At 71.2% G+C, this 14,615-nt stretch carries 15 protein-coding genes; 2 read left to right on the top strand and 13 right to left on the bottom strand.

What is annotated here, in order from left to right; translation table 11 throughout:
* Nucleotides 1-4 precede the first annotated feature (4 nt).
* Nucleotides 5-727 (bottom strand): 1-acyl-sn-glycerol-3-phosphate acyltransferase, encoded by a 723-nt coding sequence (locus KV100_RS17480; RefSeq protein ID WP_220344365.1) that lies wholly within the window; start codon nt 725-727, stop codon nt 5-7.
* 85 nt (nt 728-812) lie between these two features.
* Here KV100_RS17480 and KV100_RS17475 point away from each other — a divergent pair, with 85 nt between their 5' ends.
* Entirely contained in the window at nt 813-1,601 is a 789-nt protein-coding gene (locus tag KV100_RS17475; protein WP_220344364.1) for a carboxylesterase, read from the top strand.
* Nucleotides 1,598-2,062 (top strand): hypothetical protein, encoded by a 465-nt coding sequence (locus KV100_RS17470; protein ID WP_220344363.1) that lies wholly within the window; start codon nt 1,598-1,600, stop codon nt 2,060-2,062. The genes KV100_RS17475 and KV100_RS17470 overlap by 4 nt, the downstream gene beginning before the upstream one ends.
* Nucleotides 2,063-2,066: 4 nt before the next feature.
* Here KV100_RS17470 and KV100_RS17465 read toward each other — a convergent pair whose 3' ends face one another.
* From KV100_RS17465 to KV100_RS17410, 12 genes are all read right to left on the bottom strand, one after another.
* Complete coding sequence (locus tag KV100_RS17465) at nt 2,067-2,849, bottom strand: TIM barrel protein (protein WP_301021716.1); 783 nt, start codon at nt 2,847-2,849, stop codon at nt 2,067-2,069.
* Nucleotides 2,846-3,865 carry a Gfo/Idh/MocA family oxidoreductase gene (locus tag KV100_RS17460; RefSeq protein WP_220344362.1) on the bottom strand — a complete coding sequence of 340 codons (1,020 nt, stop codon included), beginning with the start codon at nt 3,863-3,865 and terminating at the stop codon, nt 2,846-2,848. The genes KV100_RS17465 and KV100_RS17460 overlap by 4 nt, the downstream gene beginning before the upstream one ends.
* Entirely contained in the window at nt 3,865-4,863 is a 999-nt protein-coding gene (locus tag KV100_RS17455) for a Gfo/Idh/MocA family oxidoreductase (protein ID WP_255566359.1), read from the bottom strand. Before KV100_RS17455 ends, KV100_RS17460 begins: the two co-directional genes overlap by 1 nt.
* 5 nt (nt 4,864-4,868) lie before the next feature.
* The gene (locus tag KV100_RS17450; protein WP_220344360.1) at nt 4,869-6,023 is read right to left on the bottom strand and encodes a Gfo/Idh/MocA family protein; all 1,155 of its coding nucleotides are present in this window, start codon (nt 6,021-6,023) and stop codon (nt 4,869-4,871) included.
* Nucleotides 6,020-6,985, bottom strand: a complete 966-nt coding sequence (locus KV100_RS17445) for an ATP-binding cassette domain-containing protein (protein ID WP_220344359.1) — start codon at nt 6,983-6,985, stop codon at nt 6,020-6,022. The genes KV100_RS17450 and KV100_RS17445 overlap by 4 nt, the downstream gene beginning before the upstream one ends.
* Nucleotides 6,982-8,019, bottom strand: coding sequence for an ABC transporter permease (locus KV100_RS17440; RefSeq protein ID WP_220344358.1), 1,038 nt, complete (start codon nt 8,017-8,019; stop codon nt 6,982-6,984). The genes KV100_RS17445 and KV100_RS17440 overlap by 4 nt, the downstream gene beginning before the upstream one ends.
* A 71-nt stretch (nt 8,020-8,090) precedes the next feature.
* Nucleotides 8,091-9,050, bottom strand: a complete 960-nt coding sequence (locus KV100_RS17435; protein ID WP_220344357.1) for a sugar ABC transporter substrate-binding protein — start codon at nt 9,048-9,050, stop codon at nt 8,091-8,093.
* On the bottom strand, nt 9,047-10,969 hold the full coding sequence (iolD, locus tag KV100_RS17430) for a 3D-(3,5/4)-trihydroxycyclohexane-1,2-dione acylhydrolase (decyclizing) (RefSeq protein WP_220344356.1): 1,923 nt from the start codon (nt 10,967-10,969) through the stop codon (nt 9,047-9,049). Before iolD ends, KV100_RS17435 begins: the two co-directional genes overlap by 4 nt.
* On the bottom strand, nt 10,966-11,826 hold the full coding sequence (gene iolB, locus KV100_RS17425; RefSeq protein WP_220344355.1) for a 5-deoxy-glucuronate isomerase: 861 nt from the start codon (nt 11,824-11,826) through the stop codon (nt 10,966-10,968). Before iolB ends, iolD begins: the two co-directional genes overlap by 4 nt.
* Nucleotides 11,823-12,707, bottom strand: coding sequence for an aldolase (locus KV100_RS17420; RefSeq protein ID WP_220344735.1), 885 nt, complete (start codon nt 12,705-12,707; stop codon nt 11,823-11,825). Before KV100_RS17420 ends, iolB begins: the two co-directional genes overlap by 4 nt.
* 8 nt (nt 12,708-12,715) lie before the next feature.
* A complete protein-coding gene (gene iolC, locus KV100_RS17415; protein ID WP_220344734.1) occupies nt 12,716-13,636 on the bottom strand; it encodes a 5-dehydro-2-deoxygluconokinase in 921 nt (306 codons plus the stop codon).
* A gap of 20 nt (nt 13,637-13,656) precedes the next feature.
* The gene (locus KV100_RS17410) at nt 13,657-14,526 is read right to left on the bottom strand and encodes a TIM barrel protein (RefSeq protein WP_220344354.1); all 870 of its coding nucleotides are present in this window, start codon (nt 14,524-14,526) and stop codon (nt 13,657-13,659) included.
* Between the last annotated feature and the right edge of the window lie 89 nt (nt 14,527-14,615).

Below are 14,615 nucleotides of genomic sequence, written 5' to 3'. Positions count from 1 at the left end.
CGGCCTACGACGCCTTCGGGAGCTCGCGGGGCGGAGCGTCCGAGAGCGACTCGGGCCCGGGCCTGCGAGAGCGGGATGCGTACGTGTCGACGTACTCCTGGCCCGAGAGCCGCATGATCTCGTACATGATCTCGTCGGTGACCGCCCGAAGGATGTAGCGGTCGTCGGCCATGCCCTCGTAGCGGCTGAAGTCGAGCGGCTCGCCGAACCGTACGGTCGGCCGCGTGTAGCGGCCGAAGACCTTGCCGGGGGGTGCGACGACGTTGGTGCCCCGCACTGCCACCGGGACGACGGTCACCCCGGACTCGAGCGCCAGCCGGGCGACGCCGGTGCGCCCGCGGTAGAGGCGGCCGTCGGGCGACCTCGTGCCCTCGGGATAGATCCCGCACACCTCGCCCTTGCGCAGCAGACGGAGCTGGGTGCGCAGAGCGCCCTCGGACGCACGTCCGCCGGTCCGGTCGATGGGGACCTGACCGGTGGACGAGAAGAACGTCTTCTGGAACCACCCCTTGATGCCGGGGGTGGTGAAGTATTCCGCCTTGGCGACGAAGGTGACACGCCGCGGCACGACGAGCGGCATGAACAGCCAGTCGCTGTAGGAGAGGTGGTTGCTCGCGATGATCACCGGGCCCTCAGCGGGGACGTTCTCGGCCCCGGAGGCCTCAGGCCGGAACACGAGCCGCAGCAGCGGACCGAGGAACACGAACTTGAGTAGCCAGTAGGTCACATCATCCCCTCCTTGATCAGCGAAAGCGTACAGCGCCTGACACCCTCTGCTGTACGGACGGGCGGCACTGGGCGAAGATGGGCTCATGGCCGACTCCCCTGCGCTGCACCCCCTCGCGCACCCGCTCGTCGCCGACGGAGGACCGACCGGCGTGCTGCTGCTCCACGGCTTCACCGGCTCGCCGGCGTCGATGGCTCCCTGGGGACGCCACCTTGCCGACCGGGGCTTCACCGTGCGGGTCCCCCGTCTTCCCGGCCACGGCACCACCTGGCAGGAGCTGAACCGCACCCGCTGGGACGACTGGTACGCAGAGGCCGACCGGACCCTGTCGGAGCTGCGTGGACGCTGCGAGCACGTTGCGGTCGCCGGGCTGTCGATGGGCGGCGCCCTCGCGCTTCGGCTCGCCGAGCAGCGACCCGACGACCTGGACGCCGTCGTGCTGGTCAACCCGGCCGTCACCATCGCCGACCGCCGGCTCGCCGCGCTCCCGGTGGTGCGTCACCTGGTGCCGTCGCTGGCCGGCATCGGCAACGACATCAAGAAGAGCGGCGTCGAGGAGTCCGGGTACGACCGGACCCCGCTCCACGCGCTGTGGTCGCAGACGCGGCTGTGGGCCGACGTCCGCGCCAACCTCCACAAGGTCTCGCAGCCGCTGCTGATGTTCCGGTCGGCCGAGGACCACGTCGTGGACCCGTCGTCGGGTCGCCTCATCCTCGCGGGGGTCTCCTCTGCGGTGGCGGTCGAGGTCGTCCTCACCGACAGCTACCACGTCGCCACGCTCGACAACGACGCCGAGCGCATCTGGTCGGAGTCGGCCGACTTCATCGCCCGGCACACCGCCGGCACAACGCTGGAGGGTGACCCGGCCCTGTGAGCGGCGCGACCTCCGACGACGAGGAGTTCGAGCGGATCGTCGCAGGCCTCGAGCTCTCGATGCCCGACCTCGACCCGCCTGCCGAGGAGCGTCCGACGTCCGATCCACATGACGCAACAGGCACCTCCGATCCCCGCGACGTCCTCGAACCCCAGGGCGTCTTCCAGCCGCGCTGGTCCGACCCGGTCCCCGACGAGGACGACGACGCGTGGGACGAGGAGGAGTTCGTCCCACCCGAGCCCGAGCCGATGCCGCGAGGTGACCTGTGGACCAGGGTGGCGTGGGGCGGCCTGGTCGGAGGGCCGTTGCTGCTCTTCGCCCTCGCCGTGATCGGCGCGCCGGTGCCGGGCATCATCCCCGGCGTCGCGGTGGTCGCCTTCGTGGTGGCCCTGGTGTTCCTGCTCGTCCGCCGTGGAGACCACGACCGGGGAGACGACCCCGACCACGGCGCGGTCCTCTGAGAGGTCAGTGCTCGACCGTGAACGCGTCGCGGAAGCGCTCGAGCGCGAGGTCGGAGTCAACCGAGGCCCACGCCTCCAGGGCGACGACCCCGTCGTACCCGGCCGCCGCGAGCTCACGGGCGACGTAGGACCACCGGATCTCGCCGGTGCCGGGCTCGCATCGTCCCGGAACGTCGGCGACCTGCACCTCACCGAGGTACGGGATCGATCGCCGTACGAGATCGACGAGGTTCCCCTCGCCGATCTGGGCGTGGTAGAGATCCAGGTTCATCCGGAGGTGCGGGCTGCCCACCTCCCGGACGAGCGCAAGGGTGTCGGTGGCGCGTGCGAACGGCGTCCCCGGGTGATCGACCTCGGTGTTGAGGTTCTCGAGGACGTAGGTCACGCCCTCCCCCTCGGCCAGCGCAGCGAGCCGCTCGAGGGTCCGCCGGGCGGCGAGCCACATGCCGCCCGTGACGTGCTCGACCGGCCGGACCGGGAGGCCACCGTCGCCCAGGCCGGTGCCATGGACGTTGAGGGTGGGGCAGCCGATCTCGTGCGCGAACCGGATCGACGCTGCCGCGGTCCGAAGGAGGGCGTCGGCTCCCTCGGGCGTGGTCAGGTCGCCGTGCAGGTAGCCGGTCATCGAGGTGAACCGTGCGCCGGTGGCGGCGAGCGTCGCGGCGTCCTTGTCGGTCCAGCCCCAGATCTCGACGGCGAAGCCGGCGTCGTGGATCCTCCTCACGCGTTCGAGGTGCGGCAGGTCGAGATGGACCATCTCGGCGCAGGCCGCCAGGGTGAACGTCACGCCAGGACTCCTGGGTCAACCTCGGCCCGGCCTCCGGAGCGGATCGAGGCGATGCATGCCTCGGCGATCGCGAGCGCGGCGCGGGCGTCCGCGCCGGTGACCTCGGGGGCCCGGCACTCCTGGACGGCGGCGACCAGCTCGGCGAGCTCGGCGGCGTAGGCGTCACCCAGCAGCGCGACGTCGCTGCGGGCGGTGGCAGCGCGTCGCCCCGACGCATCGTGCAGCCGCATGGTCGAGGCCGCCGCGTCGCCGGCGGTCACCATCCCCGCGGAGCCCAGGACCTCCGCCCGTACGTCATAGCCGTAGGCCGCAGCAAAGCTGGCCTCCGCAGTGCCGATGGCGCCGCTGTCGTAGCGGATGACCACGACCGCCGAGTCCAGCAGCCCGGACGACTTCAGCCGGGGCGCGACGAGGGCGTCGGCGGTGGCGAGGACATCGACCGCACGAGCACCCGGATTGAGCCAGTTGAGCATGTCGAAGTCATGGATCAACGTCTGGGTGAAGATCGTCCACGGAGGCACGGCAGCAGGGTCGGGTGGTCCTTCCCCGGCGTCGCGGGTCAGCGAGCGGAGCATCCGCACCTGGCCGATGGCGCCGTCGACGACCGCGTCGTGAGCCGCGCGGAAGTCCCGGGCGAAGCGCCGGTTGAAGCCGACCTGGAACACCACGCCTGCAGCCGAGGCCGCCGCCACACCGGCGTCGATCTCGGCGAGCGTCATGCCCGCCGGCTTCTCGCAGAACACGTGCTTGCCCGCCTCTGCCGCCGCGACCACCAGTGCCGAGTGCGCAGTCGAAGAGGCGGTGATGACGACCGCGTCGATGTCGTCGGCGGCTGTCACCGCCTCAGCGGTGGTCTCCCCGCGGGCTCCCAGCGGTTGCGCGAGCGCCGCCGCGACACCCGGTCGCGGGTCGGCCACGGCGACGAGATCGGCTCCGTGCACCGTCCGGACCAACGTCTCGGCGTGGGCAGCACCGATACGACCCGCGCCGATCAGCCCGATGCGCACCCCGTTCATCAGTCAGCCCGCCGGGGGTAGAGGTCAGGACGCGGGACCGGCGTGACGGCCTGCCGCACGCCGCTCGTCAACGCGGTGACGCCGGCCTCGGCGACGAGGTTCGCGAGGTAGCCGTCCCAGGCGGTCGGCCCGTCGACGCCGCCGGCTCGCGCGGCTCGGGTCCACGCTGACAGCTCGACCCGGTAGGCGTCGGCGAAGTGGACGACGAAGTCGCTCGCGACCACGATTCCTTCGACCCCGGCGATCCTGGTGCTGACGTCGGCGCCGCGCGTCAGCGCCGCGGTCCCGCTCGTGCCGACGACCTCGCACCGCACGTCGTAGCCGTAGCCGGCGTTGACGAACACCTCGACCGTCGCGAGTGTCCCTCCGGCCATCTCCAGCGTCGCCAGCTGGGGGTCGGGCAGGCCGTCCTTGACCGGCGACTCGATCCGGATGCCGACGACCTCGTCGTCGAGCAGCCACGGGACGGTGTCGAGCTCGTGGATCATCGACCCGGTGACGATGCCCGGTCCGGTGGCGCTCGTGGCGCTGGAGGCGTTGCGGTGCACGTTGTGGACCACCCTCACCTCACCCAGCGCACCCGAGGACACGGTCGCCTTGAGGCGGTTGTAGCCGGGGTCGTACCGACGCATGAACCCCACCTGGACCAGCCGTCGTCCGGCCGACACCTCGGCCTCGACGACGCCGAGCGCCTCCTCGGAGGTGACCGCGAGCGGCTTCTCGCACAGCACCGGCTTGCCCGCGGCGATGCAGGCCAGGACCAGATCGGCGTGGGTCGCATCCGGGGAGGCGACCACCACGGCGTCCACCTCGTCGGAGGCGATCAGCTCCTCGGCGGACCGCGCCGCGACACCCCCGGCCGCCGCGGCGACCTGCTCGGCACGGTCGGTGTCGCGGTCGTAGACCTGGGTGACGGCAACGCCCGGGACCGTCGTGGTGAGGGTACGGACGTGGTCGGCACCCATCGCCCCCGCACCCACCACGCCGACCCGCAGCATGCCCGTCACAGCGCCACCCACCGTCGCTCGACGATCGAGGCACGCATCGCCTCGACGATCTCGGCAGCGACGACCGCATCGTCGATCGTCGCGCCACGCGGCGTGCCGGTGGCGATCGACTCGACGAGCCGGAGGGCCTCGACGACCTTCAGGTCGTCGTACCCCATCGCGATCCCCGCCCCGGGCTGGAACGCGGACACGACGCCGTCCTCCGGTCCGACGAACACCGTCGCGTACGAGGCGTCCTGGTAGTCCTGGTCGAGGCAGACGCGCAGCTCGCCCATCCGGCGGAAGTCCCACGCCAGCGCACCCCGCTCGCCGTGCACCTCGATCCCGTACGAGCACTGCTCGCCGACGGAGGTCCTCCCCGCCTCGAGCACGCCCCGCGACCCGTCGGCGAAGCGCAGCAGCGCGGAGACGTAGTCCTCGTTCTCGACCTCCTGCAGCGGTCCCTGACCACCGCGGGAGAAGTGCGACGCAGCACCGACAGCCGCCGGACGCCGAGGGATGAAGCGACCGTCGTCGGCGACCAGCTCGCCGATCTCCCCGACCACGTGACGGGCGAGGTCGACCGCATGGCTCACGAGGTCACCGAGCACACCGCTGCCGGCCAGGTCCTGGCGGAACCGCCAGGTCAGCGCCCCGGCGGGGTGCGCGGCGTAGTCGGAGAGGAACCGGACGGTCGTGTGGGTCACCGCGCCGATCCGGCCCGAGGCCACCAGCTCCCGTGCGCGCTGGACAGCGGGCGCGTTGCGGTAGTTGAACCCGACGGTCGCCTGGACGCCCGCCTCTCGGGCTGCGGCAGCGATCTCGCGCGTCTCGACCGCGGTCCGCCCGGCCGGCTTCTCCACCCACAGGTGCTTGCCGGCCCGAGCCGCCGCGACGGCGACATCTCGGTGGACGTGGTTGGGTCCGGTCACCGAGACGACGTCCACGTCGTCACGGGCGACCAGGTCGTGCCAGTCGTCCACGAGCACCTCGGCACCGTAAGCCCTGGCGGCCCGCCCGAGCCGGTCGTCGGGGGCAGGATCGGCTGCGGCGACCACCCGGACGCGCCGCGGTAGGTCGGCGAAGTGGTGGGCCAGGCGGCTGACGGCTCGCGCGTGGACCTCGCCCATCCAGCCGAACCCGACGATCCCGAGCCGGAGCTCGTCGGTCATGGGCGCGGGGACGTGCCGTGTCCGGGGGACGTCTCGGTCGTCGCGCCGTGCGACGTCTCGACCGCTGCCTCGACACCGGCGGCGTCTGCGCTCATCTCCTGCGCGATGGGGGAGTCGGCACCCAGGTCGCGGCTCAGCTCGTGGCTGAGCGCCTCCAGCTCGGTGCCACCGGCCATCATCGCGGTGAGCTCGTCGAGCGTCATCTCGGACTTGGGAAAGTCGCCCATGCTGCGTCCGCGGCGCAGCAGCACGAAGCGGTCACCCACGGGGTAGGCGTGGTGCGGGTTGTGCGTGATGAAGACGACGCCGAGGCCCCTCTCGCGAGCCTTGGCGATGTATTTCAGGACGACGCCGGACTGCTTCACCCCGAGCGCGGCGGTGGGCTCGTCGAGGATCAGGACGCGCGCCCCGAAGTGCACCGCGCGGGCGATCGCGACGCACTGCCGCTCTCCGCCTGACAGCGTGCCGATCGGCTGGTCGACGTCACGCAGGTCGATCCCCATGTCGCCGAGCTCGCTCTTGGTGATCCGCTTCATGGCGGGGATGTCGAGCCGCTTGAGCGGACCGCGGCCCTTCGTCGGCTCCGAGCCCAGGAAGAAGTTGCGCCACACCGGCATCAGCGGCACGACCGCGAGGTCCTGGTAGACGGTGGCGATGCCGAGGTTGAGGGCGGCGCGAGGGCTGGAGAACTGCCGCGCGATGCCGTCGACGAGCAGCGTCCCCTCGCTGTGCTCGTGGGCGCCGGCGAGGATCTTGATGAATGTCGACTTGCCCGCGCCGTTGTCGCCGAGGACGCAGGTCACCTCGCCGGCCTTCACCGTGGTCGAGACGTCGCTGAGCGCGATGATGTTGCCGTAGCGCTTGCCGATGTCACGGACCTCGACGATCGTCGTCCCTCGAGGCGGCGGAGCGCTGGTGCTGACGTCGTCGCTGGTGGCCTCGTCCCTGCTCGCTGTGCTCATCGCGCGTTCTCCGCCCTCTTGCGAACCCAGTTGTTGATCAGGCAGGCCCCCAGGAGCATCACGCCGAGGACTGCCTTGAGCCAGTTGCTGTCCCACCCCGAGTACGGGATGCCCTGGTTCACCATCCCGTAGATCAGCGCGCCGAGGGCGGCGCCGATCGCCGAGCCGTACCCGCCGGTCAGCAGACACCCGCCGACGACCGCGCAGATGATGTAGATGAACTCCTGGCCGATGCCGGTGTTGCTCTGGACCGTCGAGGTACGGAACAGCACGAGCATCCCGACCAGCCACCCTGCGAAGGCCGTGGTCATGAAGAGACCGATCTTGGTGCGGAAGACGGGCACGCCGACCTGTCGCGAGGCGGTCTGCGCACCGCCCACGGCAAAGATCCAGTTGCCCGCGCGGGTCCTCATCAGCACCCACGAGGCGATGATCGTGACGGCGATCCACCAGAAGACCGAGACGTGGATGGTGGCGCCGCCGACAGTGACGGTCGATCCGAAGATCTTGTGAGGCTGGTCGTAGAAGGGGACGTTGGACATCCCCTGGATGGCGACCTGGCCGATGATGAGCTTGACGAGGGCGAGGTCGATGCCCTGGAGCACGAAGAACGTGCCGAGCGTGACGATGAAGCTCGGCAAGCCCGTCTTCATCACCATGAAGCCGTTGAGCGCGCCGACCGCGAGCGCGAGGGCCAACGCGACCAGGATCGCGACCCAGATGTTGAGGCCCCAGTGCGTGGTGAGGACCCCGACCGTCAGTCCGGTGAAGCCGGTCATGACGCCGGCGGAGAGGTCGAACTCGCCGCCGATCATGAGCAGCGCGACGGCCACCGCCATGATCCCGATCGTCGAGGAGGTCTGGAGCCACGTGCTGGCCCCGGCAGGAGTGGCGAACGTCTCCGTGGTGAGGGCGAAGAAGAGGAACACCGCGAGCGCGGCGATCAGTGCGCCGATCTCCGGGCGCTTGAGGAGTCGCGCGACCGGTCCCGTCGCTGCGACCCGCTCGTCTGGTTGTGCGGTAGCCGTTGCCATCGTCGTTCTCCTGTCACGGTGGCTGAGAGGGGTGGTGGGGCCTCGTTTTCACGAGGCCCCACCAGGCGTTGTCAGCGCGTGCCGTTCTTCGCGAACTGGAGCACGTCGTCGGCATTCTCCTGCGTGACGAACGCAGGTCCCGAGTTGACCGGCTGGCCACCACCGAGGTCGTTGCCGTTGAGGTCCTTGAGGTACAGGGTGGTCACCCCGAGGTAGCCCTGGACGTACGGCTGCTGGTCGACGGCGAAGAGGATCTTGCCGTCCTGGATGTTGGTGATGACGTCCTCGGACAGGTCGAACGTCGCGACCTTCGCGCCACTGCCTGACTGCTCGACCGCTGCGACCGCGTCGATCGCGTACTGCCCACCGAGGGTCAGCACACCGTCGACGGCGGAGTCCGCCTGGAGCTTGGAGGTGATGCTCGCCTGGACGGCCGCGTCGTCGGTGCCGTCGACCTGGAGGTTCTCGACCTTGCCGCCGAGCGTCTCGTTGACGGCCTTGCACCGCTCCTCGAGACCGACGTTGCCGGCCTCCTGGATCACGCACACGACGTTCTTGAGGCCCTCGGACTTGAGCCGCTCCCCCACGGCCTTGCCGGCGATGGCCTCGCTCTGACCGATGTGGGTGATCGCGCCGAACTCCTGGAACCGGTCGACGCCGGAGTTGATCGTGACGACCGGGATACCGGCGCTGACGGCTCCCTTGATGGCCGTCTCCAGGCCGTCGGGGTTGGCCATCGAGACGACGATGCCGTCGACCTTGTCGGCGACCGCGCCGTCGATCTTCTGCGCCTGGCCGGCCGGGTCGGGATCGCTCTCGTAGCGGACGGTGACTCCGTAGTCGTCCGCGGCCTGCTCGCCCCCGGACTTCACCCGGTCCCAGAAAGCGTCGCCCGAGCTGGAGTGCGTGATGACGGCGTAGGTGAAGTCCTTCTTGTTGTCTGACGCGCCGTCGTCCTGGCCCGTACCGCTGCACGCGGTCAGCGTCAGCGCTGACGCCGCGACGACTCCGAGGAGCCTGAGTTTGTTCATGACTGGCGATCTCCTTGCTGTTCTGTGATGGTCCCGAGATGGTGGCGCTGGGCCGCCTTGTGCTGCTCGTACGTGGTTCGGGCGGCCCGGGTCGTGTCGAGGGTCGACACCTCCGAGACGGGGACGTCCCACCAGGCCGGACTGTCCGGCGCCGGGACGAGCGGATCGGTCTCGACGTGGATCACGGTCGTACGCTCCGACGCCTTCGCGCTGCGCAGCGCCGCCCTGAGGTCGTCGAGGCCCTTGGCCACGATCACGTCGGCCCCCAGCGACGCGGCGTTGGCGGCCAGGTCGACCGGAAGACGCTCGCCGTCGAGGCCGGTAGGCGTCCGATAGCGGTACCGCGTGCCGAAGCGCTGCGAGCCGAGCGACTCCGACAGCGCACCGATCGAGGCGAAGCCGTGGTTCTGTACGAGCACGACGATGATCTTGACATCCTCCGCGACCGCAGTGACCAGCTCGGTCCCCATCATGAGGTACGAGCCGTCCCCGACCATCACCACCACGTCGCGCGGATCACCGGTGTCGTCGGCCGCCAGCTTCACCCCGAGACCGCCGGCGATCTCGTATCCCATGCACGAGAAGCCGTACTCCACGTGGTAGCCCTTGCGGTCGCGCGTACGCCACAGCTTGTGGAGGTCACCCGGCATGGACCCCGCCGCGCACACCACCACGTCGCGCGGGTCGGTGCCGTCGTTGACAGCGCCGATCACGGCCGACTGCGCGAGCAACGGCTCGTTCTCGACCGCGTACGCCGCCTCGACGACGGCATCCCACGCGCGGGCGCGCTCCGTCGCCTCGCTGGTGTGCTCCGCCGGCGCCCGCCACCCCTCCAGCGCGACCCCGAGCGCCTCCAGACCGGCGCGGGCATCGGCGACGAGCGCGAGCCCGGACTGCTTGTGAGCGTCGACGCTCGCCACGTTGAGGTTCACGAAGCGCACCTCGGGACGCGCGAACACCGTCCGGGAGGCCGTGGTGAAGTCGCTCCACCGGGTGCCGACCCCGATGACGACGTCGGCCTCGTTGGCGAGAGCGTCGGCGGCATCGCTCCCGGTCGCACCGATCGCCCCGACGGCCTGCGGGTGGTCGTACGGCAGGGACCCCTTGCCCGCCTGGGTCTCGGCGACCGGGATGCCGGTGGCCTCCGCGAAGTGGCGGAGCGCACCGTCGGCACCGGAGTAGATGACGCCGCCGCCGGCGACGAGCAGCGGTCGCCGCGCCGACCGGACGAGGGTGGCGGCCCGCTCGACGGCCGCGGCCTCCGGCACCGGCCGGGCGACATGCCACACCCGCCGGTCGAACAGCGCCTCGGGCCAGTCGTACGCCTCGGCCTGGACGTCCTGGGGCAGGCAGAGCGTGACCGCTCCGGTGTCGGCGGGATCGGTGAGGACCCGCATCGCGGCCAGCAGCGCGGACGGGAGCTGCTCGGGGCGCTCGATGCGGTCCCAGTAGCGCGAGACCGGGCGGAGTGCGTCGTTGACCGACGCCGTCATGCTGGCCGGGTCCTCGAGCTCCTGGAGGACGGGGTTGGCGACCCGGGTCGCGAACACGTCGCCCGGGAGCAGCAGCACCGGCAGTCGGTTGATCGTGGCGAGCGCCGCACCGGTGACCATGTTCGTCGAGCCCGGCCCGACCGACGCCGTCACCGCGAACGCGGCCAGCCGGTCGCGCTGGCGGGCGTAGGCGACACTCGCGTGGACCATCGCCTGCTCGTTGCGGCCCTGGAGATAGCGCAGCCGTCCCGGGTCGTCCGACAGCTCCCGCTCGAGCAGAGCCTCCCCGATGCCGGCGACGTTGCCGTGCCCGAAGATGCCCCAGCACCCTGCGAAGAAGGCGTTCTCGGCACCGTCGCGTTCGACGTGCTGCACCTCCAGGAAACGGACGACGGCCTGGGCGACGGTCAGTCGGGTCGTGGTCATCGGGGTCCTCCCATCGGGAGCCGGGGATCGACCGGCTGCGTCGTCCACGTGTCGCGCACCCAGGCGTGCTGGGGATCATCGCTGATGAGCCACGCCCGCTCGTGACCGGGGCCCGCCATCACGTTGAGGTAGTAGAGGTCGTAGCCGGGTGCCGCCATCGACGGGCCGTGCCAGCCGTACGGGATGAGGACCGCGTCGCCCGAGCGCACCTCGGCGAGGACGTCGATGTCCGCACCGTCGTGCCCGTACACGCGCTGGTAGCCGAAACCCGCCCCGCGCGGGCCGTCGGCGACCTCGAAGTAGTAGATCTCCTCCAGCGCACTCTCACCGTCCCCGTCCTCGTCGTGCTTGTGCGGCGGGTAGGACGACCAGTTGCCTCCTGGAGTGAGCACCTCGCACACGATCAGCCTGTCGGCCTCGAAGGTGCCCGGCAGGCAGAGGTTGTGGACCTGCCGGCTGGCGTGGCCCGCGCCGCGCAGCTCGACGGGCACGTCGACCGCAGGTTGGTGCCGGAACGCGAGAGTACGGTCGCACCGCGCCGAGGCCAGCGCGAACCGGCCGCCCTCCGCGCTCACGACCTCGAAGTCCGCCCCCCGAGGCACGTACACGAAGTCGCTCGGTCCGGTGAAGACGTCGGGCCGTCCGGCGACGACGTGCACCTGGTCCCCGCAACGGACCCGGCAGGAGCCCGACAGCGACAGCACGAGGACCTCGGTGTCGTCGGTGGCGGCGCCGTACGACTCGCCTGCGGCCAGCCGCAGCACCCGCAGCCCGCTGAACTCCCACCCCGCCACCTCCGGCGTGACCTCGAGGGCGGTCGAGCCTTCGGCAGCGCTGTGCAGCACATGACGGCTCATCGGGCGACCATCTCCACCGTCGCGTCCACGGCGGCCTCCACGTCGCCGTCGGGGGGATAGAGGAGCGAGCGACCCACGACCATCCCGCGCACCTGCGGGCTGGTCAGAGCCTTGGACCAGGCTGCGAACTGAGCCCGCTGGTCGGCCGACACCTCGCCGCCGAGGAGCACCACCGGCAGCGTGGTCGCGGCGAGGACCGACTCCATGTCGTCGACGACCGGGAGCTTCAGCCACGTCCGCGCGGAGGTCCCGCCGAGACCCGCGGCGACCGAGGCCGAGCGCACCACAGCCTCGGTCGTGAGGTCGTTGCGGACCCGGCCCCGGTCGTCTCGGTGGGAGATGAACGGCTCGACCATCGCCGCGAGCCCGTGGGCGGCGAGGTCGTCGACCGCACGTGCGCAGGCTTCCATCGTCCGCACGGTAGCGGGGTCCGTCGGGTCGATGCGCAGCAGCATCTTGCCACCCTGGAGACCTGCCCGGTCGATCGCCGCAGCCTCGTACCCGGTGAAGCGGTCGTCGATCTCGAAGCTCGTGCCGGCGAGACCGCCGCGGTTCATCGACCCGAGCACCACCTTGCCCTCGAGAGCGCCCAGGAGGAGCAGGTCGTCGACGAGGTCGGCGGTGCCGAGGAATCCGTCCACACCAGGACGGTCGAGCGCCCTCACGATCCGGTCCAGCAGGCGGGCCCGGTCCCCCATGGCCAGCGGCTCGTCTCCGGCGCGCAGTGCACCGCGGGCAGGGTGGTCGGCAGCGACGAGCAGGAGCCGCCCGGTCTGGCCGGTCAAGCCCTCCGGTCGCCTCCGGCCGCGGGCGAGCTGCGCGATCCGGTCGGGGTCGCGGACCCGCGCGTCGACGAGGTCGGCGACGGCGGCGTCGGTCACGCGCGCGCTCACGCGGCTCGTCCGAGCATCGTCGTCACCTGGTCGACGTCCGGCATCGCATCGGCACACGCGAGCTGACCGGCGACGTACGCGCCGGCGGCGTTGGCGAACGCCAGCGTCCGGCGCAGGTCCCAGCCCGCCAGCAACCCGTGGCAGAGGGCGCCACCGAAGGCATCACCGGCCCCCAGTCCGTTGACGACGTCCACGGGGACCGGCGGCACCACCACGTGCTCGCGCCGGTCCGACCCGAGCACGCCGGCCGGGCCCTGCTTGACGACGGCCAGGTCCACCCCGGCGTCGCGCAGAGCCTTCGCCGCGGACTCGGGGTCGGACTCGCCGACCGCGACCTGACACTCCTCGCGGTTGCCGACGGCCACCGTGACGTACGGCAGCGCTCGCGCCACCTGCGCGGTCGCCTCCGCGGCCGACGACCAGAACATCGGCCGGTAGTCCAGGTCGAGGACGGTGACGCCGCGCCTGCCTCGTGCCTCGAGCGCGGCCAGGGTCGCTTCCCGGCTCGGCTCCTCGGCGAGACCGGTGCCGGTGACCCAGAAGACATCAGCCGCACGCACCGCGTCCAGGTCGAGCTCGTCGGCGCGGATCTGCAGGTCGGGCGCGGTGGGGAGGCGGTAGAAGTAGAGCGGGAAGTCGTCCGGCGGGAAGATCTCGCAGAACGTGACCGGGGTGGGCAGGCCCGCCACGGCCGTCACGAACCGGTCGTCGACGCCGAAGCCGTCGAGCGCGCGGTGGACGAACCGGCCGAAGGGGTCCTCGCCGGTGCGGGTGATCACCGCCGCCCGGCGCCCGAGCCGGGATGCAGCGACGGCGACGTTGGTCGGGCTTCCGCCGAGGAACTTGGCGAACGACGTCACCTCGTCGAGACCGACCCCGATCTGCTCCGGATAGACGTCGACACCGACCCGGCCCATCGTGAGCACCTCGAAGCCGGTCACGAGGCGAGCCCTTCGAGGTAGGCAAGGCTCGTGCGCACGTCCTCGAGGGGTCCGTCCCCCGTCGGGTCACCGTCGAGCATCACGTCCTGCTCGAGGACGTACCAGCCGTCGTAGCCGCGCTCCTCGAGCGTGGTGACGAGCCCGACGACGTCGACGTCGCCGCGACCGAGCGGGCGGAAGAGACCACCGCGGACGGCCTCGCTGAAGGAGACGGAGCCTTCGTGGACCTCGGTCGCGAGCCGCGCGTCGACGTCCTTGAGGTGCACGTGCCTCACCCGCTCGGCGTGCACCTTGGCCAGCGGCAGCGGGTCGACACCCGCCGCCATCAGGTGACCGGTGTCGAGGCACAGCGCCACCCGTGACCGGGCCATGACCGTCCCCACGTCCTCAGCCCTCTCGACCACCGTGCCCACGTGCGGGTGGAGCGCGAGGCTCAGACCGCGCGCCCGGACACGGTCATCGAGAACATCGAGGTTCACGCAGAGCGTGCGCCACTGCTCGTCGGTCAGCTCCGGGCGCGCGTCGTACCCGGTGACGCCCGTGGCGGCGGCAAGGACGACGACCATCGCGCCGGCAGCGACGCAGGCGTCGGCGAAGGCATCGAGCTCGGGCGCCGGGTCGTGACCGGCGTCGTGGAGCACCACCGGAAGGAATCCGCCGACCGCCGTCAGCCCGTGCTCACCCAGCGTCCGTGCCCTGGTCGCCGGCTCCCGTGGCAGCCAGCCCTCGGGGCCGAACTCGGTCGCCGTCAGGCCCAGCCGGCTCATCTCCTCGAGCACCCGCTCCACCGGCAGCTGGAACCCCCACCCGTCGACCTCGCTCACACCCCACGAGATCGGGGCACCCGCGATGCGGCCACGCTCCATCGTCACCCGCCTCCGTCGATGCTTCACCTGATCCGTCAGTGTGACGTGGGACACAATCGACTGTCAACGATTTGTCCGGACATATAGAC

Origin of the sequence: Mumia sp. zg.B21, from assembly GCF_019550855.1 — a bacterium.
In the GTDB taxonomy this organism is placed as follows: domain Bacteria; phylum Actinomycetota; class Actinomycetes; order Propionibacteriales; family Nocardioidaceae; genus Mumia.
Note: the sequence above shows the minus strand (reverse complement) of the source record. Positions and strands in the feature narration are given on the sequence as shown.

Excerpts from the sequence above, each read along its gene's own strand:
- KV100_RS17450 (WP_220344360.1), bottom strand. The coding sequence starts at position 6,023 with ATGACCGACGAGCTCCGGCTCGGGATCGTCGGGTTCGGCTGGATGGGC.
- iolD (WP_220344356.1), bottom strand. The coding sequence starts at position 10,969 with ATGACCACGACCCGACTGACCGTCGCCCAGGCCGTCGTCCGTTTCCTG.
- KV100_RS17475 (WP_220344364.1), top strand. The coding sequence starts at position 813 with ATGGCCGACTCCCCTGCGCTGCACCCCCTCGCGCACCCGCTCGTCGCC.
- KV100_RS17440 (WP_220344358.1), bottom strand. The coding sequence starts at position 8,019 with ATGGCAACGGCTACCGCACAACCAGACGAGCGGGTCGCAGCGACGGGA.
- KV100_RS17455 (WP_255566359.1), bottom strand. The coding sequence starts at position 4,863 with ATGCTGCGGGTCGGCGTGGTGGGTGCGGGGGCGATGGGTGCCGACCAC.
- KV100_RS17460 (WP_220344362.1), bottom strand. The coding sequence starts at position 3,865 with ATGAACGGGGTGCGCATCGGGCTGATCGGCGCGGGTCGTATCGGTGCT.
- KV100_RS17445 (WP_220344359.1), bottom strand. The coding sequence starts at position 6,985 with ATGAGCACAGCGAGCAGGGACGAGGCCACCAGCGACGACGTCAGCACC.
- KV100_RS17435 (WP_220344357.1), bottom strand. The coding sequence starts at position 9,050 with ATGAACAAACTCAGGCTCCTCGGAGTCGTCGCGGCGTCAGCGCTGACG.
- iolC (WP_220344734.1), bottom strand. The coding sequence starts at position 13,636 with ATGGGCCGGGTCGGTGTCGACGTCTATCCGGAGCAGATCGGGGTCGGT.
- KV100_RS17410 (WP_220344354.1), bottom strand. The coding sequence starts at position 14,526 with ATGGAGCGTGGCCGCATCGCGGGTGCCCCGATCTCGTGGGGTGTGAGC.
- iolB (WP_220344355.1), bottom strand. The coding sequence starts at position 11,826 with ATGAGCCGTCATGTGCTGCACAGCGCTGCCGAAGGCTCGACCGCCCTC.